We start from the raw sequence: 21,290 nt of genomic DNA on the forward strand, positions 1-21,290 counted from the left end.
GTATGAGTTTTACCAAATCTTCTTCCATCCAGACTATACTGTCGGCTTTGGATTCTCACCAAATCTGCTTGACCTCTCTAAATAATATTAGAGAGCGCTCGCGGGCTTCTGTATTAACAGTTACCGCCGGTAGGGAATCACACCCTGCCCTGAAGACTTCTAAACTAGAGTATATCACAATAGATCTTGAATATGAATTATACTCCTGTTTTTTGCTGAATTAATACCCTAAATTTAATAAAATTTGTAATTAAGTTTATTTAACAAATATACTTACCTTAAAGAGAAGTATATTTAAGAAGGTAATATTTTGAGTCACTATACTTTATTTGTTTTGCTTTGGTTATAACAGCTATATCTAGTTATCTTAATTTTAGATACTTAAAGCTTCCTAAATCTATTGGTCTAATAATAGTTAGTGCATTAGAGCAATAAATATATACCCTCAATTATTTACTCATGCGTATCGTATGCTTAATAGTGTGGACTTTAAAGAGGTTGTACTTAGAGGTATGCTAGGCTATCTTCTTTTTGCTTCAGCGATGCATTTAAGCTTTGTAGATCTTAAGAAACATTTATCTAGGATACTTACTTTAGCAAGCGTTGGAGTTTTGATATCCACTTTTATTATTGGAACTATTTTCTGGTTAGTAGCATCTATTGTTTTAAATGATTATATACCTTATCCAGTCTGTCTTCTTGTTGGAGCTATAATATCACCAACAGACCCTGTAACGGTCTTTGCTATCTTTAAGAAAAATGAAAATATTCCTGATAAGGTTAAATCAACTTTAATAGGTGAATCATTATTTAATGATGTTGTATCTATAATTTTATTTGTGGTACTAGTCTCTATGATATTTGGTACAGGAGATCATTTGACAACGAATAAAATTATTATGTTATTTTTACGAGAGGGGTTAGGAGGAATTGTATTAGGTATTGTAATTGGCTATGTAGGTATCTGGTTTATGCATAGGGCAGATGATGGGCAAACTTTAATTATAATCTCTCTAGCCTTAGTAAGTTTTGGTTTTTGGCTGGCTGAGCAAGTTGCTGTTTCAGGCCCTTTAGTTATGGTTGTGACAGGTCTAATAATAGGTAATAGTAATTTTCGAAACAAACTTTCAAGACGATCAAAACACACTCTGAATAGCTTCTGGTTTGTTATTGATGAGCTATTAAATGCATTTTTATTTGTTTTAGTTGGTATTGAAGTATTAGAAATGAAATATACAATAGGTCTGATTACTGCTGGACTAGTAGGTTTTTTTGTTACGGTAGTTTCTCGATATATTAGTATCATCTTACCTATGCTTGTTCTAGAAAGGAAAATGGATAATGCTTTCTGGAAAAATAGCTTTGCAATGACATGGGGAGGTTTAAGAGGAGGTGTATCTATTGCATTGACATTATCAATTCCTTTTAATGAATAGCGATTTCGATATTGATGAATAGCGATTTCGATATTGCGTAAAAAATGCTGAAAAATCCAAATTTCAGATAATCAAAAAATGACAAAACTCATATGCTCACAAAAATACACTTATCATAGTTATTTGATACTAAAATAAAGTTATTCTTAACCAATTCCATATTCCAGACGAATTAATCCCTGTAGTGCTAAATAATTCGTTTTCTTTTTGCCAGATGTTCATGGTGATTCATAAAATCTTTTGAGCTCAATCCAATTACAGTACCTGTGAGTAGTAGTTGCGAACCACACAATATGCATTCTAAAGGATCAACAGTAAAAGATTTTTTGTACAGCTCAGCCCATTTGGTTTTAGTGGTAGCTTTAGGATCTTGCTTAAATATCTGATATATCTTCGGCAACAATTTACCTCTAACACAGTTTGCGAGAAAGCCGAAGTATCTGATGAGTCTAAATCCTTTGGGAGGTATATGCTGAGTAAATCTATCTAAGAAATCATTCATATCTAGAGTTTCATTTTTGAATTTAGATATTTTGTGATCTAAATATCTAAATGTAACTTCTTTACCATCATAATGCTTTAAGCGAGACATTGATATAGGTGGTCTTCGGATATATCTACCAAGATATGCTATTGTGTTTTTTGGATTATTTGTAGGCTCTGCAAAATGTATAACCCACTGTTTATTAAACTGTTCGTCAATTTCAGTTTGTGTAAGATGCTCTCTGAGTAAGTTTAAAACTCTATATCGCCACATAGGCATAATCACCTTTTTTACAAACCTAATTTTCTTCCAAACATTTTTATCATTAATACCGCCCATAGTTACTGACATGTGTAGATGAGTATTCCAATTAAGAGCTCTACCAAAAGTATGGATAGCCATAAACATCCCAATACGAATACCTTTTTGTTTCTTGGCAATTTCATTGAAAATATCGCCAGCTATCTTTGGAAGTTTGTTAAGAAGTTTCCAATCTTTGAATAATGGCCATAAAGTATCAGGCATTGTTAGAGTTATATGTTGCCAGTCACAATTAGGCAAAGTTTCTAATTGCTCATTAATCCAATCGTTGGTTGGTTTAACTCCACATGTTTGACAATATCTACATGAGCAACTATGAGTGACATTCTTGGAGTGTAAGCATTTGGGGTTAGAGCAGCTGTAGTGATGAAAACCTCTGGCACGGATGCCACAGCTAAGCATCTTAACTATTGTCTCAACTACCTCAGTTCTGATGATATCTTTATATGTTTGATAATAATCCCACCAAGCATTTTTATACTGCAGTAGCTCTTGGATTTTAGTTGGTGTTCTAATTGGTCAAATATAAATCAAACGAAGTTGATTTATATTGTATCAAAAAACCCTAGTTTGGTTAAGATTTAAGTTACCAACGCAGTTGGTTACCTTGATGAAAAACATTCAATAGCTTTCTCGATTATATACTTAACAGTATTGCTATCTATTTTTATACAAGGTATTACATTTAAGCCAGTTCTTGATAAATTATATAAATAATTATCTTTTTAGCTATCTCCGTACATCTGTTTGAGATTATAAAAATCAAGCGTCTCTCCGTAGTCATATTTATCTGTTATAACCTCGATGTAAACACCTTTAGTATGTTTTCTAGCATCTTTTAAAGCATCAGCTAGCTCAACTTCTGTACTTACTTTGATAGATAGCCAGTCTTTACATCCAAAGGCTTTGGGCAATAAAGTGTAGTTTAGTTGTGCTATATCGTCATAATTTGGATCAGGATCAGGATCAGGATCAGGATCAGGATCAAGCTCTAGAGCTCTTTCAACAGTATAGCCATTATTGTTAATGCAGATGATTATAGGGTTTATATCGTATCTTTCCATGACTCCTAGTTCATTAAGTGGGACTTTTGATGTCTGGGCATTGAATAAATTATAATAATCTCCATGTAAATAATTTTGAAATAGATCATTATATGTCCTTTCCTTTTGGTAATTTTGCCTATACAAATTCATTTAGAGAAGAGTTATATGATAGCTTTGAAACTTATGCTGATACCACATTTGAATTAATATATGCTTTATCATCATCAAATGCTAAAACTGCTGTTGAGCTATCTTTATCCCCATTTTTTACTCGACAATATAGCAGCATATCTTAGATACTAAAGATAGAATCACAATCATCGATATTGGGTAAAGTGGGAACAAAATTGATTAATGAAATAAAATTAAACAATTCATCCAACATACATTTTTATGCTCTAGATGAAACATCAATCTTAAAGCCTAACTCAAAAAGCATGGATAGAAGAAGATTTGTTTATGGATTGACTAATGGTACGGGTAAAGTTGGCATAGGTCATTCATACTCTTATTTAGTATACTTAGGCAGGAGATGGGGCAATGGGTGGTACCTGTTAATTTGCAGCGAGTGACTGCTGCTGATTCTGGTATTAGTGTAAGCTTAGATCAATTCCATAAATACATATCTAATCAAGAGAATTCAGGAGATATTAATGTTCTGATTGGTGACTCAAAATACAGTTCAATGGAATGTATTCATAGAGTTTACTCAGAACATAATAATACATTATTGTTAAGCAGGCTTAACTCTGTTAGAAATTTATCTTTTCAAGATCATAGTGATAATAAGCTCAAAAAATATGGTGAGTCTTTTAAATTAAATGATGAATCAACATGGACTACAGCTCCATCTGATTCTGAACAATGTGAAATAGTTACCACACGAGGAAAAGTATATACTGTAAAATTGACTCGTTGGAATAATTTAATTATTCATGGAAAAAGGAACATGCCAATGCATGAGAATTGTTTTGATATTGTTAAAGTTCAAGTTTTTAAAGACAATGGAGATCCAGTATACTACAAAAATATGTGGTTGATGTTAGCTGGCAAAGATAGAGGAAAGCTGACTAGTTTTGAAATATTTTCTAGATATTCAAGTAGATTTAATATTGAGCATTTCTTTAGGTTTTCTAAGCAACATTTACTTTTAGGTAAATATGAAACTCCAGATACTCCAACACTAGATATTTGGAATCAAGTTAGTGTACTTGCCTACATAAATTCACTTGCATGTGCAAGTTTATTGGATACGGATTTATTACATCCTTGGCAAAAACAAATGCGTAAAAACAATAGTATTTCCACGCCTTATCAAGTGCAAAGGAATCTATCAACCATATTACAAGAGATTGGTTCACCAGCAAAGCATTGTGTATATAAATCTCATGGATATGGACGAGCTCCAGGTACTGTTTTAAATAAAAGAGCTTCTTATCAGCCTTATAAAAAATCAGAAAATAGTGAGTATGGTAAAAAACAAAAAATACCAGACTCTAAGATAGTTTTGAAAAAGTCTAAAAATGAAATAATTGGTGTTCTAGAACTAACAAATCATCAAACTAATTTGTTAAATTCCTATATAAATTAGGCAGATTTTAGAAAATTATATAGTATTTGAGATTCCGCTGATAGGTGGAAGAGATTACTACACATCAAAAGTCCTATTCCAAGACAACTTTAGTCTTAAATTCAACGGTATATATTTTTCTCTTATTACTCATTTACATTTATCCTAAATTGCTCATTTATAGTTTAGCTACTTTAGGAACTAAATTCTCAAAATTGTTGTTAAAATTTCATGGGGTATTATAAAGCCTGCTTAACAATAATGTATTATTATGTTCTGAGTAAACTCTATGAATACATTCCATTGAACTGTATTTTGAGTCACCAATCAGAACATTAATATCTCCTGAATTCTCTTGATTAGATATGTATTTATGGAATTGATCTAAGCTTACACTAATACCAGAATCAGCAGCAGTCACTCGCTGCAAATTAACAGGTACCACCCATTGCCCCATCTCCTGCCTAAGTATACTAAATAAGAGTATGAATGACCTATGCCAACTTTACCCGTACCATTAGTCAATCCATAAACAAATCTTCTTCTATCCATGCTTTTTGAGTTAGGCTTTAAGATTGATGTTTCATCTAGAGCATAAAAATGTATGTTGGATGAATTGTTTAATTTTATTTCATTAATCAATTTTGTTCCCACTTTACCCAATATCGATGATTGTGATTCTATCTTTAGTATCTAAGATATGCTGCTATATTGTCGAGTAAAAAATGGGGATAAAGATAGCTCAACAGCAGTTTTAGCATTTGATGATGATAAAGCATATATTAATTCAAATGTGGTATCAGCATAAGTTTCAAAGCTATCATATAACTCTTCTCTAAATGAATTTGTATAGGCAAAATTACCAAAAGGAAAGGACATATAATGATCTATTTCAAAATTATTTACATGGAGATTATTATAATTTATTCAATGCCCAGACATCAAAAGTCCCATTTTGAGTTCTTTGGTGGAGTAACTCAAAGAGGTATCTATGATAATATGAAAACAGCAGTAGATAAAGTGTTTGTGAGCAAATCCAACCGTAAGTTCAATCAAAACTTCTTATGTATGTTAAAGCATTATGTTATAGAGCCCACAGCATGTAACCCAGCTTCAGGATGGGAAAAAGGACAAGTAGAAAACCAAGTTGATAATATCAGAGATTGGCTATTCAAGCCAAGGTTGAAATTTGATACATTGGAGGAGCTTAATAGACATTTACAACAAAGAGTATTAGATATATCTAAACAACGCAAACATACAGAAATAAGAGATAAAACTATTTATGATGTGTTTAGACAAGAAAAAAGCTTATTGCGAGACTTTAGTTCCCCCTTTAATGGGTATAAAGAAATTACACGCAAGGTAGATAAGACCTGTTTGGTTAGCTACGATAGTAATAGATATAGTGTCGCTTGTGAATATGCTAATAGATCTGTAGATGTTAGAGCTTATCCAAGCAAAATAAGAATTTTCTGTAATGGTAACAAGATTGCTACACATGATATATGTTTAGATAGAAATAAAAGGATACTTAACCCATATCATTATCTAAACCTTTTGGAAAGAAAGCCAGGAGCGTTGAGAAATGGAGAACCTTTTAAAGATTGGGTTTTACCTAAAAGTATTTTAAAAGTTAAAGATCTTTTGATGTCTAAGAACGGTGGAGATAGGCAAGCTGTTGAGGTTCTATTATCTTTGAGAGATTATGGCATTGAGGCTGTTGAAATAGCATGTGACTTAGATATTGGTAGTAATGTTATAAATTCTCAGCATATTATAAACTCAATAATACGTTTAAAATGTGAGAAAGGTGCACCTATAGTTGATGTTGCTGATAGTCTAAAGCTTAAGAATCCACCAATAGCTAACTGTAATAATTATAATCAATTATTAGGAGGTCTATAAATATGATAGAACTTCAAGAGTATTTAAAAAAGTTACATCTAAGTACAGTTTTAGATGGTCTTAAAGAGATTGATAAGGATGATACTCAATATTATAAGTGGTTAGAGGAGCAACTTGAGAAAGAGGTCAGTTATAGAGCTGTTAAATCAATTAATAATCAAATTAAATTGGCTAAGTTCCCTACAGCTAAATCTTTGGATGAATTTGATTTTGATAAGAGTGTAATCAACAAAGAGCTTGTTATAGGCTTACAAAGCACAGGTTTGGTAGATAGTAAGCGTAACATTATTTTAGTTGGTGGTTACTGGCACTGGTAAGACTCATACAGCTATAGCCATTGCTAGAGAAATAGTCAAATTAGGTAGGAAAGCAAGATTTCACAATATCGTTGATTTGGTTAACCAATTAGAGCAGCAGAAGTTAAACAATAACTCGGGAAAGCTTGCGGAAAAGTTAAAATCAATGGATGTGATTGTTTTAGATGAATTGGGCTATTTACCTTTCTCAAAGTCTGAAGGAGCTTTATTATTCCACCTTCTGAGTAAGTTACATGAAAATGTATCTTTGATTATAACTTCAAATTTATCTTTTGGAGAATGGACACAGATTTTTAGTGATAAGAAGATGACTTCAGCTATGCTAGATCGTTTAACTTTTAACTATGAAATTATTGAAACTGGCAATGATAGTTTTAGACTTAAAAATAGGAAATAAAACAGATGATTTTGACTGACTAAAAATCAGTCATTTTAGGTCCTCTAGGGGGTCAAAAATTCGGTGCCTATCGGGGTCAATTTTCAATGCCTATTGACACTGTTTTCTAAAGGTTACAAATAATATAAGTTATAGATTTAATCTTCTATTAAATTCTTTTCATTAGCAGTTTTTTTACAGAAAGCGACGTAACGTTTGTCTGTAACTATTAGATAAAATATAGCCCCTACAACTCCTTGAAGAATATAGTTATCAAAAGGAGATACTGTACATACAAATATAATAAAAGGAGCTATTAATATGAAAAGATTCCTAAATCCTACTCTTCTATATTCAAAAGCTCCAAAAACAGTCATAAGCACTACCAATATAATGCTTAGGTGAATATTTGTCGTAACTTCAACAGTATTTAAAAGTAGTGCTAATACCACAAATACTATTAATCCAAATATTCGTAGTTTTGGCGCAATAGCTCCCATACTTACTGGGGCAGCCATGTAACCTATTATATTAAAGCCTGTAACGATAAGCATTAAAGCAGCCCAGTTATCTGAAAACATCAGAAAAACAGTACATATTAAGAAGTTAGCTATTAGTGATCTTCGTGAGATATTAACTTTTTTGTTAATTTTAGCAAAGTATCTTGGCATTTGACCTTCTGCAGACATTGCATATAGCATCCTAGAGGAAGCTCCAAGATAACTATATCCAGTTGCAGATGGACTAATAATACTATCAATAATGAGTAAGAAAGCTATATATCCTAGACCAATAAGTGAAGCTAATTGTAATAGGGGAGATTCAAAATCAAGTCCAGCCCAGCCACCTTTTGATATTAGATAGTCATGAGGAACTGCTTGCATGAATGCATATTGTAGTCCCATATATAGTATTAGAACTAGAGATAGTGATAAAATGATTGCCAGTGGCACATTTCTAGAAGGGTTTTTGATTTCACTACTATATGCTACAACAATCTGGAAACCATTAAATGTATATATTAGACCACCAGCTACAATAGCAGTTAAGGCATCACTCATGGAGAAATTGTTGTTCGGTATTTTTGATGACATTAAACTATGATGATTTGCACTATGTGTGAAAGCATATACAATAAAAATTATAACAATAATTGCAGGAACGAACATTTTAAATATGGTTATGCCATTATTAACACTAGCGAGTAGTTTTACACCATAGAAATTGATAACAAGGTAAAGAAATAATATAAATAAAGATAACATCATGCCATACATAGATATGATACCATTATGCATTAACCAACCAAAATCATTTATGCCAGCAAGATATTGTGTAGTTGCTTGAGCTTCAGTTGATATCATTACAACAATTCCAAACCAGTTTGCGAAAGCAAATGGCATAGCGAAGACACTATTATGAGATAGAGCACTGGATCTAGTTGTGGCACCTCTAACAGGATAAACAGAGACCACCTTTGCCAAGCATAATCCAACCATCATTACTACAATAGTAGCCAAAATCCATGCTAAAAACGCCCAATTACCAGCACTTTTTGCTGTAAGCTGAGCACTAAACAACCATCCTGATCCAACCATTGAGGTCACACCTATCAAAATGGCACTAACCAAAGACATTTTTTTAGAGCTATTAATCTTCATAAATTCCCCTATATTAAATAAGTAGTACAACTAGAATATACACGTAGATTAATAGGATTAGCAATAAAATATTTAACTAAAATAACTAAAAAGATATTTCTTTTAAAGATGTTTAATCTAAATTTAAGAAAGTTTCTTTACTATTAATATGTTTGAAGTTAGTTTTGTGATTCTTTTGAATATTTTGTTCTATATAAGTATGTTATTTATATTTTGATTTAGCTAGTGTGGTTTTTAGAGTGAAATTATAGCTGGAACTTAGATATCTTTTACATTGAATAGAATAGTAGAGTTAATGGTGAAAATTCGAGTGTTTCTTTAAAAGGGTTGTTAATGTTTTTCAAATATTTTTTCAACATTTTATAATGGATGCTACCTATTTTGTCTAAGGGTTTGAGTGATTTCTCAAGAAGTTGTTTTTTATATGATTTTAGCCATTGTGATGTTATATTTTTAAAATCTTCATCCGACATATTAGAGGCTATTTTATTATTAAAAGATATTTGGTTATAAAAGTGCTTAGGCATGCAGAAAACATGTCTGACTATTTCATTATTAATATTTAGCTGTTTTATAGTGTCTTCATCAGTTTTTGAGAAATTATTTAGATAGTTAGCTTTAAGTATTTCAATTCCTAAAAAGTTTTTTGAAATATGATCCTCAAAATTTCTCTCTGTAGTGCTACTATTATCAATTGAATGGCTGATATCACCAACAAGATAATTATAGAGTAAATTATTATCAAATATTTCGACTAGTTTCTTTAGTTGAGGTGAGGATATGGGCTTAGAGTTTTTTAGGTTGTTTAGTTCTTTTAACCACCAGTTCATTTTTTCATTAGCTACTTCGACATTATTATATAGCTCTGTACAAGAAATAATCTGAGATTTTATTTGGTCAAGTAGATAAAGAATTTCTTTTTTCTTGTTATCTAGTTTACGGTAAGCAAAATATAGCACTGAACCGTAAGCAGGAAGCATATCATTAGGGTAGTGGAAATAATTATATTGCATGTTATACCTTTTTAAACGCGATAATATAGTTAATATCAGCATTTCTACCTAATTTAAAATTATTTAAAATAGGATTGTAATGAACACCTGTTATCTTCAGGGCAGTAAAACCATATTTCTCAGCAACTTTAATAAGCTCGTAAGGTTTAATAAATTTGCTATATTGATGAGTTCCTTGAGGAACCATTTTCAAAATGTGTTCAGCAGCAACTATAGACAATAAATATGATTTAAGGTTTCTATTAAGTGTTGACGCAAAAAATACACCATCTTTTTTGATGATTTTAGCTATCGATGCTACAATACTTTCTGGGTCTGGCACATGTTCTAGCATCTCCATGCAAGTCACAATATCAAATTTAACGGTATTATTATCAACGAAATCTTCAATAGTTGAGTTTATATATTCAATATTTAGATTAGAGTGTTCTCTAGCTACATCAATAGCTTCCAAAGAGGCATCTAGTCCGTAGACATTATTAGTTTGAGTAGCTAGTGATTCTGTAAGTATTCCACCACCACAACCAACGTCAATAATATTTTTTTTATCTAAAGTTGTAAATTTTTTAACAAATTCTAAGCGCAATGGATTTACTTGATGTAAGGTTTTTAGTTCACCATTTGTATCCCACCAAGTTTTTGCTAGGGATGAAAATTTATTAACTTCATTATTATCTATATTTACTTTGTTCATTTATAATTAAGAGGTTTAAATCTTATTTAGTAAATAATATCAAAGATATATGCTTAAAAAAAATTTATTAGAGTTTTATAGGAGAATTCATTATAATTGCATTTAAATAATTTTTAATTTAAATAAAAAAGAGATGATTTTAATGAAGTTTAAAACTAATTATATTGTATGGTTATCGATCTTTAGTATAACATTAAGTGGTTGCTCTAGCTTAAAAACCTCTACCAAAAAAAGAGATCCTTTTGAAAATTACAATAGAAAGATGTATTCTTTTAATGATACGGCATATAAAACTTTAACACCAGCTGCAAACGCATATAATAAGGTAGTTCCTGACACTCTAAAGAGTGGTATTTTTAATATATTTAATAATTTAGCTGAGCCAGCTAGAGTCGTAAATGATATGTTTCAGGGTGAGTGGGACTATGCTGGCGATGATAGTGTTAGATTTTTAACAAATACAACTCTTGGTATAGCTGGATATTTTGATGTAGCTGATAGCTGGTTTAGTAAACCAATGCGATATCATCAAAGTTTTGCTGTAACATTACATAAATGGGGTGCTTATGGTAAAGGTGAAGCATCTCCTTATGTCGTTTGGCCTCTTTTAGGTCCAGGAACATTAGAAGATGTAACTAAGGGAGTAGATGCCTTATTTAATCCTTTAACATATGTGTTTTTCTTTGCTCCAATAGGGGCTGCAGTTTCTTGGGGAGTTACTGCTGGTATAACAGGATCATATTATGTTAATCAAGGTGTATCATATTTGCCAGCATACTCAAACTTAAAAGAAGTTTCTATTGATCCATATATAGCGATGAGAAATGCTTATCTGCAAAACTATGATTATGGTATGGCTAGAGTTCTTAAGCAAGATTTACGTACAGATGATGCAACTTTACAAACAGATCAAGCTGTATTGGGTGTTTTAGGATTAGATAATGATGATGTGGCTTCTCAAGTTGCTTCAACAGGCGGACCTAGATCAAATAAAAAATCTCAGCCTCCAGTATTACTAAAAAGTAGTCTTGATACAATTAACAAGGCTACCCAGGTTGAAGAAGAATTTGATCAAGCTTATTCTAATGACAGTACTGCAATTGACCTGGCTAATGTTGATAAAGATAATACAACACAGAGTGAAGCAAGCAAAATAAAAACTCAAATAAGAGATACTAAAGCCGCTTTACCAGGTGATGCAAATTCTTTACCATCATCCATACAAACTCTAAAAGAACAGGGTTAGCTAGCCCACTAGAAATATTTTTATTTGTTTCTGTGTAAAACTTTTAAATTTCATTTTTAGCAATAGTTTTCATTGAAAAAGCATGTAGTTCTCCAGACGCAATATAGTCATTTATTTTAGAGTACACAAGTTGCTGTCTTTTAACTTTACTTTTAATATCGTTAAATTCTTCTGCAATTATTGTTCCTGAGAAATGTACATTGTCATCACTTTGAATATAGACTGTACAATTTTTTAATGAATTTTCTAAAATATCTTTTAACTGCTTGTTTGTCATGTTTTCTCTCTTTGGTTATGTTTTACTTATAAACTGCTCTAAAATATCTTTTGCGCCATGTATTTTAGCTAAGGATAATGTTTTTGTATCAATATTTTTTAGCTTAAGTTTAATAGAGTTTTTCTGAGCGTGTTTGATATATTCGATTATCAATGCAAGTCCACTACTATCAATTTTATTACAGTTGCTAAAGTCAATTATCCATGTATTAGATATGTCATTAAGACTCTTATTGAATTTTTTATATATTGATGCAACTGTTTTTAATGTTAAATCTGAATCAATAGCCCAGAAATTATTGTTTATTTTTATCATTTTACGTTCTGAAGGCTATAATTTTTATTTAGCAGTTTTGGATAGTTTTTCTTCTTAATCCTAGTTGTAACTTTTTCAGCAGCTTTTGTCATATCAGCAACATTTGCATAAGAGGTAAACTGCTGTTGATATGTTCTTAGTATGCTCACACCAGCTACATCAAAATCATATATATGCCATTTACCATTTTTTTGGAACATTTTAATAGCGAAATCAGAGCTTTGATTATTATCAATGTTTGTGATTTTACCATTTGCAACAACAATAGGTTTCTTTTGCCAAGTTTTATCATTCTTATTGAAAGGGAATAGGGTTATTTTATATTTACCTGAGTAGGCAATATTTTTAGCATACATAAAGGTAAGCATTTCAGTTGCAGATTTGATAAATTGTTTTTGTTCTTCAGGGGTGGCTTTTTTCCATTTTGCAGTACCAACTATAAGCTGAGCGATTACCTTAGGCGCAACTATTGGAATAATCTTATTATCAACTAGGCGTAATAGTTTATATGGATTTTTTTTATATTCATTAGCATTCTTAATAAGGTTGTTTTGTGTTTTGACAATAGTACTGTTAAGCATATTTACAGGGTTTTCTATAGCCCAAGCGCTGGATATACTTAAAATTAGTAGAAATACAAGAAGTGAAGTTTTACGAATCATTTGAAAATCTCAAAAGGTTAATTAATACTTGTTGGGCTAAATTCTAATATAAAAAATCTAAATTTGAAAGAAATAAGACTTGTTATTTGCTATTAGAATCACTATTTTTACCTGCTACAAAGGTGTTTATTAATGATCCTAGGTCAATTGCAGATTGAGTATTTTCTAAGGAAATAACACTTCCTTGATGTAAGTATTTATCTTTTTTAGATGTGTTAGAGTCATTTTTTAGACCTGCTATTGCCATAATATTTTCCTTAGGAGGACTAAGTGAGATGTAATTATCACCTAAGATACCAGACATTGATATTGCTGCAGAATAGTTTGCCGGAATTTTTTCAGCATCATTTATTGATATACTAACTGCAGCCATAAAGCCATTATAGGTTTTTTCTAATGAAATGTTTGTAACTCTACCAACCTCAACACCAGATATTTTAACTGATGCATTTGTACGTAATGATCCAATATTTTTAAATTGGGCTTGTATCGTATATTCTTTTTCAGTAAATGACCTTAAAGATGTATCACTAACTTTAAACGTTAGAAAGAGTAAGCATAAAACACCTATTACTATAAATATCCCAACAGAGATCTCAAAATATTTATTCTTCATTAAACTCCTCCAAACATAATTGATGTTAAAATAAGATCTGCTCCTAAGATACTCATACAGCAGTAAACAACTGTTCTTGTGGTTGCCTTGGCGATACCGTTTGAGTTAGCTGTACAGTAATATCCTTGATATAAAGCTATCCATGCTGTTATAAAAGCAAACACAACACTTTTAATGATACCATTTGATATATCTGATAACGTAACTGATGATTGTATATTACTCCAGAACCCTTCATAGCTTATACCAAGACTAGCCTCAGCCAATGCAAAGCCTGCTAAAATAGCTACTGTACAAAAAATTAGCGATAATATGGGTCCACTAATCATACATGCCCAGAATCTAGTAGATAAAATAAAGCTTATGGGATTAACATTCATTACTTTTAAACTGTTTATCTGATCAGTAGCTTTCATTAACCCTATTTCAGATGTAATAGAGCTACATGCTCGACCTGCAAATAACATAGCAGTTACAACAGGGCCAAGTTCTCTAAGCACGCTTAGGGCTACCATAACTCCTAGTAGGGAGTGAGCGCCAAATTTTGCTAGTGTATAATACCCTTGCAAACTTAACACTAAACCAATAAATATTCCTGATGTCACTATAATTATAATAGAATCGACACCAACATATTTAATTTGTACTATACAATCTCTTATGCTGAATTTATTGACGACTATGTTTATTATTAGAAGAATAGATTTTAGGGTGTCGTAAATTAGAGAGATAGTTATTTTATAAATCTTACTGAAAATAGACATTATTAATTCCTTAAAATTTCTTTTTCAAAGAAAGCTTTGTTAAGATTATTTTGATCTTTATTATGGCTATCCAGTGGTTTGCCTGCTAGGAAATTTATAATTCTTTTATCAGAACTGTTTTTTATATTCTCCGGTGTATCACTCACGATAATTTTCTTATCGCCAACAATGATAATGTGATCCGAAATACTTAAGGATTCTTGAATATCATGAGAAACTATAATAGATGTCATATTTAATGATTCATTTAATGTAGTTATTAGTTCTAAAAGCTTATTAAATGATGCAGGGTCCTGACCTGTGAAAGGTTCATCATACATCATAATATCAGGATCCATAGTGATAGATCTAGCTAATGCAATTCTGCGAGCCATTCCACCAGATAGCTCACTTGGCATCATATTCATTGTATGGACTAATTCCACGGCTTGTAGTTTTAGTAAAACAATACTTCTTATTAGCCTCTCATCCAAGTTTGTACTTTTCCTTAATGGAAATGCTATATTGTCATATACATTTAGATGTGTAAAAAGAGCACCAGACTGAAATAGGAATCCCATTTTACGGCGCAGTCTTTCAAGTTCTTTTTCTTTACTATTTCTTTTTATGACAGCATTGTTTATATTAATTGTACCATTGATTGGTTTGATAAGTCCGGCTATTAGTTGAAGAAGAGTGGTTTTTCCAGCTCCAGAAGGACCAAGGATAGCTGTTATTTTATTTGCTGGAATAGTAAAAGTAATATCATTATAGATACAACGATCATCTCTATAAAAAGAGACATTATTAAAGCTGATATCACTCATGATTAAGAAATTAATTAAAAGGTATATTAACTTCTATAGTTGAGTTTTTACTGCTATCTTCAACTTTTAAATCTATATCTCTAATATTTTCTTCAGATAGTGCAATGTATTTTTTTACAACTTCAATAATCTCATCTTTAAGTTCAGCCAACAAATGACTACTTATTCTAGAGGATCTAGGTTGTAGTTCACTTCTCTGGTGAGCAACTATTATCTGTAGCCTTTCTTTTGCTAATGAGGCACTCTTTTGTTTTTTATTTAATCCAAAAAGTCTAGCTAACATAACTAAGATTTACCTATTAATTTTTTAAAGAAACTTATTTTTTGTTCTGTATGTCTCATTGGGATATCTTTGCCAAGGATTCTATCTACAGAATCATAAAATGCCTTAGAAGCAATAGTGTCCTCTAAGAAAGTTATGGGATGACCACTATTAGAAGCTTCTAGAATATCTCTAGATTCAGGAATTATGCCGATTATAGGGGTGTATAAAATCTCACTTACATCCTCAGCTTTAAGCATAGCCCCGGCTTTAGCTCTAGCAGAGTCATATCTATTAAGTATTAGATGAACTTCTTTGAATTCACCTTCTTTTTGAGCTTTAAGCGTTTTGCTAGAAAGCATTCCTAATATTCTATCAGAGTCTCTTACAGATGATACTTCTGGGTTTGTGACTATAATTGCCGCGTCAGCACATCTCATAGCCATTAAAGAGCCTTTTTCAATACCCGCTGGAGAATCACATAAAATAATATCAAAGGAGTTTTTAAGCTCATCTATAACTCTATCAACACCATCTTCAGTTAGAGCATCTTTATCCCTAGTCTGTGAAGCTGGTATTATGTATAGATTATCAACTCTTTTATCTTTTATGATTGCTTGGTTTATAGTTGCCTCTTCTTTAACAACATTTACTAAGTCATAAACAACTCTTCTTTCACAACCCATTATAAGATCTAGGTTTCTTAAGCCTACATCAAAATCAATAACTACAGTTTTTAGGCCTCTTTTAGCAAAAGCATATGCAATAGCGGCACTTGATGTAGTTTTGCCAACACCACCTTTACCCGAGGTGACTACAAATACTTTGCCTTGTTTTTTTTCACTCATTTTTAAGCCTCTTTATTATTTAAAAACCTTCAATATGAATTTTATCATTTTGTAAGTAAACTATATACCCATCTGTATTTTTATCATCGGCAATAGTTTCGTTATTTAGAGTAACATATTTACCTGCAATAGAAACAAGTTCAGCTTTTAGATCTTTACAGATTATTTTAGCATTTTTATTTCCCGAGCTACCTGCGATAACTCTCCCACCTATTCGACCATATACTATAACACTTCCATCAGCAATGACCTCAGCACCATTATTAACGTTGGCTGTTATTATTACATCAGTATCGCGAGCGTTTATAGACTGACCTGTACGTACAGGCGTAGTGATTATTTTAGCAGATGTATGAGTCTCTTTACTATCTATAGCTTCTTTGGATCTGCCATTTTTGAGGATATTATAACCAGCTTTTGCTAACTGAGATTTTAGCTCTTTATTATTAACTACAAAACCCACTGGAATCATTCCATTAGTTTTAAAAGTATCAATAACTTTTTCTAAGAAGCTTAATATGCACTTTTCATCTTCATCTATATCTCTTATGTCTATAGCAAAAGGAGTGTTATGGAAAAAAGATTCAGATTGAGAAATTTTAGAATTTAATAAACTTTCAATCTGAGTAAACTCAGTAACATTAATATTAATGGCACTGATTGTATAGTTACCACCTTTAAAATGAAAAGCTTGCTTCATGCGTAAGGCCTTAAATTAGGATAAATTATAATTATTTTATTTTAGCTTCTTTGTACATTACGTGCTTACGAACTACTGGATCAAACTTTTTGATTTCCATCTTGTTTGGCATTTCTCTTTTGTTTTTAGTAGTAGTGTAAAAGTGTCCTGTTTTAGCAGAAGAAACTAATCTTATTTTTTCTCTCATTTTATTTCCCTTTAGAAGCTTATTAAATTTTGTGACCTTGAGATCTAAGGTCTTCAAGAACAGTGTCAATACCTTTTTTATCAATAATTCTCATACCTTTAGAACTAACTTTAAGTTTTATATATTTATTTTCACTTTCTACCCAAAATCTATGAGTATGAAGATTAGGTAAAAATCTTCTTCTAGTTTTGTTTTGAGCATGTGATACATTATTTCCAGTAGCAGGTCTTTTACCTGTAACTATACAAACTTTAGACATTAGAAACCCTCCTGGGCATTAATTTAACTATTATTAATACAATATCTTGGTAATTCTAGTGTTTTTTTCATAAAAAGTAAACTGAAAACTAAGTTAAATTTTGTTGATGCTTTAATCTAACTATAAATGTTTTAGCTTGGAGTGCCTCCTGCCTCTGAAGAATCTTGAATATTTTGATCAAAAGCAAAATTATCACCGGAGTTTATCAATTGACTAGGGCTTGGGTTAAAGTCTCTTGCAGGAGGAGATAGGTCATTATCAACTTTTGTGGTTTTGTTATTTGATTGATAAGATTGCTGATTATTAACTTGAGTATTTTGTGGATAGTTTTGTACGGTACTAGATGAAGCTATCTTAGCACTAGGTATTTGCTTAGTTAATGTATAGTTTTTGGAAATAGTTTGTTGTTGAACAGTATTTTGCTGTGTTGTAGTTGATGTTTAATTTTGAGAATTTGAGCTAGTATTAATAGGTTGCTTTTGAATCTCTGATATATTATTTTGAGCACTTTGTTTTGCACTAGATCCAGAAATTAGCATTGTTGATCCAGAAGCGATTTTAGTGTCTTTTTTGGGTAAGTATAAATCACCTGTTTGACCGCATGCTGATAGACATATAATGCCAGTTGAAATAAATATTAAAGGTAGCAGTTTTTTCATTCTTATACAGATTTTATAGATATTTATTAGTTTTAAATTTAACAATAAATATCGATATTAGCAATTGGATTATCTATTTAAAGATTAAAATGTTAGAATTTTATAAATTTTGTTTTTTCGTTACAATTCATGGAATTTGTTGATTTTAGTGGGGTTGGTGATGCAACTGTAAAAGTACTTGCTAAATATAATTTAAATACTCCAGAAGATCTATTAACTATTTTTCCTAAAGAATACAAAGATACGCGTCATATTACGCTAATAAAGGATTTGGTAAGCGATAAAAAATTTTTAATTGAAGGTAGAGTTAGTAATGTAAGCTATAAAAAGTTTGGTAAGAAGTTTTTACGCTTTATTGTAAGTGATGAAACTGGTTTTTGTACTATCATGTTATTCAAGTTTTATCCTAATCAAATAGCGATGTTAGAAAAAGCGGAGTTTATTAGATGCTATGGTAAGGCTGATAAGGCTGAGCTATCTTTGAATCCACAGATGGTACACCCAGAGTGGGCAGTAGTAAATAATGGTAATAGCTCCTTAGAACAGAAATTATCTGCAGTTTATAAGGTTAAAAAAATTTCTGATAAGCTTATAGCAAAGATGATATCTAAAATCTTATATGAGAAAAAAGTTGTAAATATATTACCTTATGAATATTTGAAACAGTATGGTTTGATGAGTTTTATAGATGCTCTTTACTATGTTCATGCATTAACAAATTCGATTGATGATAAGTATTTACAAAAAGCAAGATCATCGATTAAATTTGAAGAAATGCTAGCTTATAAACTAGCTGAAGAAAGTATTAAAAAAGATATGACTAAGCCATTATCGTCAAGACTTTCTTTGAATTTGAGTGAAAAGCAAAGCTTTCTTAATAAACTTCCCTATAGCCTTACAGATGCACAGTCTCGAGCAATTGATGAAATTTTGACTGATATTGATCAAAAAAACACTATGATAAGACTTCTTCAAGGGGATGTCGGTGCTGGTAAAACTATTGTGGCAGCTATGACTTTATATGCGGCTGTAAAATCAGGATATCAAGCAGCAATAATGGCACCAACGGAAATCTTAGCTGAACAACACTATAATTTTTTATTAGATTATTTTTCTGGCTTTGGTATTGATGTTGTACCTTTGCTTGGCAAGTTGACAGCAAAGCAGACTCGAGAAAGTCTTGAGAAAATAAAGATTTTTAAAAAATGTGTAATTGTTGGTACGCATGCAATCTTCCAAGATAAAGTAGATTACTGTAACTTAGGCTTGGTTGTAGTTGATGAGCAACATAGATTTGGTGTTGAGCAACGCTTAGCATTAATAAATAAAGCCTCAGTTAATGGTAATAAATTAGCTCCGCATCAACTTATAATCTCAGCTACTCCGATTCCTAGGACATTAGCTATGACACTATATGGTAATCTCAAGCTATCTATACTTGATGAATTACCCCCTAATCGCAAACCAATTGTTACAATTGTGCTAAATAGAGCCAAAAAAGAAAATCTAATTACAAAGCTTAAAGATGCTGTGGTAAGAAAAGAGCAGAGTTATTGGGTTTGTCCACTTGTTGAAGAATCTGAAGATCTTGATTTTTTACAAGATGTTAAAACTTTATATAAAGAATTATCAGTTTGTCTAGGCCAAGAGAAAGTGGGGCTTGTATACGGTAGCATGAAGTCTAAAGAAAAGCTCCAAGAAATGAATGCTTTTAAATCTGCTGAGTATGATGTGCTGGTTGCAACTACTGTTATAGAAGTTGGCGTAGATGTACCAAATGCGAGTATTATGATAATTGATAATGCAGAGAGACTGGGTATATCTCAACTTCATCAGCTTAGAGGAAGGGTTGGTAGAGGGGCAAAAGAGAGTTTTTGTGTGCTTTTGTATAGTGATAAAATTAGTGAAGTTGGTAAAAAAAGATTGTCACTAGTTAGAGAGTCTCAAGATGGTTTTTACCTTGCAGAAAAAGATTTAGAGATTCGTGGTGCGGGAGATATCTTAGGAAAAGAGCAGTCTGGAGTTTCAACATTTAAAACTTTTGACATAAATGAATATTATGATAATTATGAAAGAGTTGCTCAGCTAGCAGAAATGATAGTTAAAAGTAATCCAGATGTTGCAAAAAAAATAGTAAATAAATGGTTTAATAAAAGAGTTAATTATGTGGATGTTTAGAAAATGATTTTAGCAAGTATAGTGGCTGTAATTGTAGCTTTGCTATTTACTTTATTGATAGCTAGAGCTCTTTATAAGTTTAGCATTAAGAGCAATAAGTTAGCTTCATCAAAAGATTATGTTATTAATGGAATTATCATAGCTTTTATATTTTTTTGTATAAGTAGTTTTATTTATGTTACTTTATTGAATATTATTTATTGATTTTTTTGTTGTCTAAATGTGTAAAAAAGGCTTAATATTTGCGTTAATTATTTTTTTATACTTCTGTGAATATGTATTTTATTGTTATTTTTTTAGTTATAGTTCTATCTGCTTTGTGTATGGCTTATATGCTATATAAGCTTTTAAGAGGTCAAGATCAGTATCCAGTGCAAACTTTATTTCAAAAAATAGCTTTAGCCTGTGCTGGAGTAATTTCTTTTGTGGCGGATACTATAGGTGTAGGTAGTTTTGCTGTTAATATCGCTATTGCAAAAACTTTTAAACTAGTAAAAGATGTTGAGCTTCCTGGGGTTGTAAATGGAGCTCAAATTATACCAGGGGCTATTGATGCAGTTTTCTTTTTGGGTGCACTACATGTTGATTTTGTTACTTTAGTAGTGCTTGTTTTAGAAGCTACACTGGGCGGTTTTATATGGGACTTTTGATGTCTGGGCATTGAATAAATTATAATAATCTCCAT

The 21,290-nt window shown here is 31.3% G+C and carries 29 protein-coding genes, 1 pseudogene and 1 riboswitch; of the genes and pseudogenes, 10 read left to right on the forward strand and 20 right to left on the reverse strand.

Annotated elements, in window-relative coordinates:
• Nucleotides 1-12 precede the first annotated feature (12 nt).
• Nucleotides 13-161: riboswitch (FMN riboswitch) on the reverse strand.
• A gap of 309 nt (nt 162-470) precedes the next feature.
• Nucleotides 471-1,436, forward strand: coding sequence for a cation:proton antiporter (locus tag CDV26_RS01920; RefSeq protein WP_157671350.1), 966 nt, complete (start codon nt 471-473; stop codon nt 1,434-1,436).
• Between the two features lie 187 nt (nt 1,437-1,623).
• Here CDV26_RS01920 and CDV26_RS01925 read toward each other — a convergent pair whose 3' ends face one another.
• Together CDV26_RS01925 and CDV26_RS01930 are read right to left on the reverse strand one after the other, a co-directional pair.
• A complete protein-coding gene (locus CDV26_RS01925) occupies nt 1,624-2,757 on the reverse strand; it encodes an IS91 family transposase (protein WP_157671630.1) in 1,134 nt (377 codons plus the stop codon).
• Between the two features lie 209 nt (nt 2,758-2,966).
• Nucleotides 2,967-3,332: pseudogene (locus CDV26_RS01930) on the reverse strand (thiamine pyrophosphate-dependent enzyme); the annotation flags it as partial.
• Nucleotides 3,333-3,397: 65 nt separating this feature from the next.
• Between CDV26_RS01930 and CDV26_RS11840 the strand changes: the two are divergent.
• Genes CDV26_RS11840 through CDV26_RS01935 form a run of 3 tightly spaced genes read left to right on the forward strand, consistent with a single transcriptional unit; the run spans nt 3,398 to nt 4,878 of the window.
• Nucleotides 3,398-3,583 (forward strand): hypothetical protein, encoded by a 186-nt coding sequence (locus tag CDV26_RS11840; RefSeq protein ID WP_088771866.1) that lies wholly within the window; start codon nt 3,398-3,400, stop codon nt 3,581-3,583.
• A gap of 51 nt (nt 3,584-3,634) precedes the next feature.
• A complete protein-coding gene (locus CDV26_RS11845) occupies nt 3,635-3,859 on the forward strand; it encodes a hypothetical protein (protein ID WP_157671353.1) in 225 nt (74 codons plus the stop codon).
• Nucleotides 3,820-4,878, forward strand: a complete 1,059-nt coding sequence (locus CDV26_RS01935; protein ID WP_157671356.1) for a hypothetical protein — start codon at nt 3,820-3,822, stop codon at nt 4,876-4,878. Before CDV26_RS11845 ends, CDV26_RS01935 begins: the two co-directional genes overlap by 40 nt.
• 208 nt (nt 4,879-5,086) lie before the next feature.
• Here the strand turns inward: CDV26_RS01935 and CDV26_RS01940 are convergent, their stop codons facing one another.
• Genes CDV26_RS01940 through CDV26_RS01945 form a run of 3 tightly spaced genes read right to left on the reverse strand, consistent with a single transcriptional unit; the run spans nt 5,087 to nt 5,736 of the window.
• Nucleotides 5,087-5,314 (reverse strand): hypothetical protein, encoded by a 228-nt coding sequence (locus CDV26_RS01940; protein ID WP_157671359.1) that lies wholly within the window; start codon nt 5,312-5,314, stop codon nt 5,087-5,089.
• A complete protein-coding gene (locus tag CDV26_RS11850; RefSeq protein ID WP_157671353.1) occupies nt 5,275-5,499 on the reverse strand; it encodes a hypothetical protein in 225 nt (74 codons plus the stop codon). The genes CDV26_RS01940 and CDV26_RS11850 overlap by 40 nt, the downstream gene beginning before the upstream one ends.
• A gap of 51 nt (nt 5,500-5,550) precedes the next feature.
• On the reverse strand, nt 5,551-5,736 hold the full coding sequence (locus CDV26_RS01945; RefSeq protein ID WP_088771866.1) for a hypothetical protein: 186 nt from the start codon (nt 5,734-5,736) through the stop codon (nt 5,551-5,553).
• 51 nt (nt 5,737-5,787) lie between these two features.
• Here CDV26_RS01945 and CDV26_RS01950 point away from each other — a divergent pair, with 51 nt between their 5' ends.
• Genes CDV26_RS01950 through CDV26_RS01960 form a run of 3 tightly spaced genes read left to right on the forward strand, consistent with a single transcriptional unit; the run spans nt 5,788 to nt 7,479 of the window.
• The gene (locus CDV26_RS01950) at nt 5,788-6,765 is read left to right on the forward strand and encodes a Mu transposase domain-containing protein (protein WP_157671365.1); all 978 of its coding nucleotides are present in this window, start codon (nt 5,788-5,790) and stop codon (nt 6,763-6,765) included.
• 2 nt (nt 6,766-6,767) lie between these two features.
• On the forward strand, nt 6,768-7,082 hold the full coding sequence (locus CDV26_RS01955; protein WP_088771691.1) for an ATP-binding protein: 315 nt from the start codon (nt 6,768-6,770) through the stop codon (nt 7,080-7,082).
• Complete coding sequence (locus CDV26_RS01960) at nt 7,063-7,479, forward strand: ATP-binding protein (protein ID WP_157671368.1); 417 nt, start codon at nt 7,063-7,065, stop codon at nt 7,477-7,479. The genes CDV26_RS01955 and CDV26_RS01960 overlap by 20 nt, the downstream gene beginning before the upstream one ends.
• A gap of 137 nt (nt 7,480-7,616) precedes the next feature.
• Here CDV26_RS01960 and CDV26_RS01965 read toward each other — a convergent pair whose 3' ends face one another.
• The 3 genes from CDV26_RS01965 to ubiG all read right to left on the reverse strand — a co-directional run bounded on the left by CDV26_RS01965 (nt 7,617) and on the right by ubiG (nt 10,826).
• On the reverse strand, nt 7,617-9,119 hold the full coding sequence (locus CDV26_RS01965; protein ID WP_088771869.1) for an APC family permease: 1,503 nt from the start codon (nt 9,117-9,119) through the stop codon (nt 7,617-7,619).
• 269 nt (nt 9,120-9,388) lie between these two features.
• Nucleotides 9,389-10,132: a hypothetical protein gene (locus CDV26_RS01970; protein WP_088771870.1), complete on the reverse strand. Its 744-nt coding sequence runs from the start codon at nt 10,130-10,132 to the stop codon at nt 9,389-9,391.
• A 1-nt stretch (nt 10,133) separates the two neighbouring features.
• Complete coding sequence (gene ubiG, locus CDV26_RS01975) at nt 10,134-10,826, reverse strand: bifunctional 2-polyprenyl-6-hydroxyphenol methylase/3-demethylubiquinol 3-O-methyltransferase UbiG (RefSeq protein ID WP_088771871.1); 693 nt, start codon at nt 10,824-10,826, stop codon at nt 10,134-10,136.
• 142 nt (nt 10,827-10,968) lie between these two features.
• Between ubiG and CDV26_RS01980 the strand changes: the two genes are divergently transcribed.
• Nucleotides 10,969-12,072, forward strand: a complete 1,104-nt coding sequence (locus CDV26_RS01980; protein ID WP_088771872.1) for an MlaA family lipoprotein — start codon at nt 10,969-10,971, stop codon at nt 12,070-12,072.
• Between the two features lie 43 nt (nt 12,073-12,115).
• On the opposite strand, the gene CDV26_RS01985 is transcribed toward CDV26_RS01980, so the two are convergent.
• From CDV26_RS01985 to lptM, 12 genes are all read right to left on the reverse strand, one after another.
• A complete protein-coding gene (locus CDV26_RS01985; RefSeq protein WP_088771873.1) occupies nt 12,116-12,349 on the reverse strand; it encodes a BolA family protein in 234 nt (77 codons plus the stop codon).
• Nucleotides 12,350-12,364: 15 nt separating this feature from the next.
• Nucleotides 12,365-12,664 (reverse strand): STAS domain-containing protein, encoded by a 300-nt coding sequence (locus CDV26_RS01990; protein ID WP_088771874.1) that lies wholly within the window; start codon nt 12,662-12,664, stop codon nt 12,365-12,367.
• Entirely contained in the window at nt 12,661-13,326 is a 666-nt protein-coding gene (locus tag CDV26_RS01995; protein WP_088771875.1) for an MlaC/ttg2D family ABC transporter substrate-binding protein, read from the reverse strand. The genes CDV26_RS01990 and CDV26_RS01995 overlap by 4 nt, the downstream gene beginning before the upstream one ends.
• A gap of 82 nt (nt 13,327-13,408) precedes the next feature.
• Nucleotides 13,409-13,942 carry an outer membrane lipid asymmetry maintenance protein MlaD gene (gene mlaD / locus CDV26_RS02000; protein WP_088771876.1) on the reverse strand — a complete coding sequence of 178 codons (534 nt, stop codon included), beginning with the start codon at nt 13,940-13,942 and terminating at the stop codon, nt 13,409-13,411.
• Nucleotides 13,942-14,706, reverse strand: a complete 765-nt coding sequence (locus CDV26_RS02005) for an MlaE family lipid ABC transporter permease subunit (protein WP_088771877.1) — start codon at nt 14,704-14,706, stop codon at nt 13,942-13,944. Before CDV26_RS02005 ends, mlaD begins: the two co-directional genes overlap by 1 nt.
• Before the next feature lie 2 nt (nt 14,707-14,708).
• Nucleotides 14,709-15,512, reverse strand: a complete 804-nt coding sequence (locus CDV26_RS02010) for an ABC transporter ATP-binding protein (protein ID WP_088771878.1) — start codon at nt 15,510-15,512, stop codon at nt 14,709-14,711.
• Between the two features lie 10 nt (nt 15,513-15,522).
• On the reverse strand, nt 15,523-15,795 hold the full coding sequence (gene minE, locus CDV26_RS02015) for a cell division topological specificity factor MinE (RefSeq protein ID WP_088771879.1): 273 nt from the start codon (nt 15,793-15,795) through the stop codon (nt 15,523-15,525).
• A gap of 2 nt (nt 15,796-15,797) precedes the next feature.
• Nucleotides 15,798-16,622, reverse strand: coding sequence for a septum site-determining protein MinD (gene minD / locus CDV26_RS02020; protein ID WP_088771880.1), 825 nt, complete (start codon nt 16,620-16,622; stop codon nt 15,798-15,800).
• Between the two features lie 19 nt (nt 16,623-16,641).
• Nucleotides 16,642-17,322 (reverse strand): septum site-determining protein MinC, encoded by a 681-nt coding sequence (gene minC, locus CDV26_RS02025; RefSeq protein WP_088771881.1) that lies wholly within the window; start codon nt 17,320-17,322, stop codon nt 16,642-16,644.
• Between the two features lie 31 nt (nt 17,323-17,353).
• A complete protein-coding gene (gene rpmG, locus CDV26_RS02030) occupies nt 17,354-17,509 on the reverse strand; it encodes a 50S ribosomal protein L33 (protein WP_004286519.1) in 156 nt (51 codons plus the stop codon).
• Between the two features lie 22 nt (nt 17,510-17,531).
• Nucleotides 17,532-17,768: a 50S ribosomal protein L28 gene (rpmB, locus tag CDV26_RS02035; protein ID WP_088771882.1), complete on the reverse strand. Its 237-nt coding sequence runs from the start codon at nt 17,766-17,768 to the stop codon at nt 17,532-17,534.
• Between the two features lie 440 nt (nt 17,769-18,208).
• The gene (gene lptM / locus CDV26_RS02040) at nt 18,209-18,427 is read right to left on the reverse strand and encodes an LPS translocon maturation chaperone LptM (protein WP_088771883.1); all 219 of its coding nucleotides are present in this window, start codon (nt 18,425-18,427) and stop codon (nt 18,209-18,211) included.
• 129 nt (nt 18,428-18,556) lie between these two features.
• On the opposite strand from lptM, the gene CDV26_RS02045 reads away from it, so the two are divergent.
• Nucleotides 18,557-20,605 carry an ATP-dependent DNA helicase RecG gene (locus tag CDV26_RS02045; RefSeq protein WP_088771884.1) on the forward strand — a complete coding sequence of 683 codons (2,049 nt, stop codon included), beginning with the start codon at nt 18,557-18,559 and terminating at the stop codon, nt 20,603-20,605.
• Nucleotides 20,606-20,928: 323 nt separating this feature from the next.
• Nucleotides 20,929-21,255 carry a hypothetical protein gene (locus tag CDV26_RS02055; protein ID WP_157671371.1) on the forward strand — a complete coding sequence of 109 codons (327 nt, stop codon included), beginning with the start codon at nt 20,929-20,931 and terminating at the stop codon, nt 21,253-21,255.
• Nucleotides 21,256-21,290 lie beyond the last annotated feature (35 nt).

The sequence above is a fragment of the Francisella halioticida genome, assembly GCF_002211785.1.
Classification (GTDB): domain Bacteria; phylum Pseudomonadota; class Gammaproteobacteria; order Francisellales; family Francisellaceae; genus Francisella; species Francisella halioticida.

Bases quoted from the DNA above. Each gene is read 5' to 3' on its own strand.
- CDV26_RS01920 (WP_157671350.1), top strand. From the start codon at position 471: ATGCTTAATAGTGTGGACTTTAAAGAGGTTGTACTTAGAGGTATGCTA.
- CDV26_RS11840 (WP_088771866.1), top strand. From the start codon at position 3,398: ATGTCCTTTCCTTTTGGTAATTTTGCCTATACAAATTCATTTAGAGAA.
- CDV26_RS01935 (WP_157671356.1), top strand. From the start codon at position 3,820: ATGGGGCAATGGGTGGTACCTGTTAATTTGCAGCGAGTGACTGCTGCT.
- CDV26_RS01940 (WP_157671359.1), bottom strand. From the start codon at position 5,314: ATGGGGCAATGGGTGGTACCTGTTAATTTGCAGCGAGTGACTGCTGCT.
- CDV26_RS01945 (WP_088771866.1), bottom strand. From the start codon at position 5,736: ATGTCCTTTCCTTTTGGTAATTTTGCCTATACAAATTCATTTAGAGAA.
- CDV26_RS01950 (WP_157671365.1), top strand. From the start codon at position 5,788: ATGCCCAGACATCAAAAGTCCCATTTTGAGTTCTTTGGTGGAGTAACT.
- CDV26_RS01955 (WP_088771691.1), top strand. From the start codon at position 6,768: ATGATAGAACTTCAAGAGTATTTAAAAAAGTTACATCTAAGTACAGTT.
- CDV26_RS01965 (WP_088771869.1), bottom strand. From the start codon at position 9,119: ATGAAGATTAATAGCTCTAAAAAAATGTCTTTGGTTAGTGCCATTTTG.
- CDV26_RS01970 (WP_088771870.1), bottom strand. From the start codon at position 10,132: ATGCAATATAATTATTTCCACTACCCTAATGATATGCTTCCTGCTTAC.
- ubiG (WP_088771871.1), bottom strand. From the start codon at position 10,826: ATGAACAAAGTAAATATAGATAATAATGAAGTTAATAAATTTTCATCC.
- CDV26_RS01980 (WP_088771872.1), top strand. From the start codon at position 10,969: ATGAAGTTTAAAACTAATTATATTGTATGGTTATCGATCTTTAGTATA.
- CDV26_RS01985 (WP_088771873.1), bottom strand. From the start codon at position 12,349: ATGACAAACAAGCAGTTAAAAGATATTTTAGAAAATTCATTAAAAAAT.
- CDV26_RS01990 (WP_088771874.1), bottom strand. From the start codon at position 12,664: ATGATAAAAATAAACAATAATTTCTGGGCTATTGATTCAGATTTAACA.
- CDV26_RS01995 (WP_088771875.1), bottom strand. From the start codon at position 13,326: ATGATTCGTAAAACTTCACTTCTTGTATTTCTACTAATTTTAAGTATA.
- mlaD (WP_088771876.1), bottom strand. From the start codon at position 13,942: ATGAAGAATAAATATTTTGAGATCTCTGTTGGGATATTTATAGTAATA.
- CDV26_RS02005 (WP_088771877.1), bottom strand. From the start codon at position 14,706: ATGTCTATTTTCAGTAAGATTTATAAAATAACTATCTCTCTAATTTAC.
- CDV26_RS02010 (WP_088771878.1), bottom strand. From the start codon at position 15,512: ATGAGTGATATCAGCTTTAATAATGTCTCTTTTTATAGAGATGATCGT.
- minE (WP_088771879.1), bottom strand. From the start codon at position 15,795: ATGTTAGCTAGACTTTTTGGATTAAATAAAAAACAAAAGAGTGCCTCA.
- minD (WP_088771880.1), bottom strand. From the start codon at position 16,622: ATGAGTGAAAAAAAACAAGGCAAAGTATTTGTAGTCACCTCGGGTAAA.
- minC (WP_088771881.1), bottom strand. From the start codon at position 17,322: ATGAAGCAAGCTTTTCATTTTAAAGGTGGTAACTATACAATCAGTGCC.
- rpmG (WP_004286519.1), bottom strand. From the start codon at position 17,509: ATGAGAGAAAAAATAAGATTAGTTTCTTCTGCTAAAACAGGACACTTT.
- rpmB (WP_088771882.1), bottom strand. From the start codon at position 17,768: ATGTCTAAAGTTTGTATAGTTACAGGTAAAAGACCTGCTACTGGAAAT.
- lptM (WP_088771883.1), bottom strand. From the start codon at position 18,427: ATGAAAAAACTGCTACCTTTAATATTTATTTCAACTGGCATTATATGT.
- CDV26_RS02045 (WP_088771884.1), top strand. From the start codon at position 18,557: ATGGAATTTGTTGATTTTAGTGGGGTTGGTGATGCAACTGTAAAAGTA.
- CDV26_RS02055 (WP_157671371.1), top strand. From the start codon at position 20,929: ATGGCTTATATGCTATATAAGCTTTTAAGAGGTCAAGATCAGTATCCA.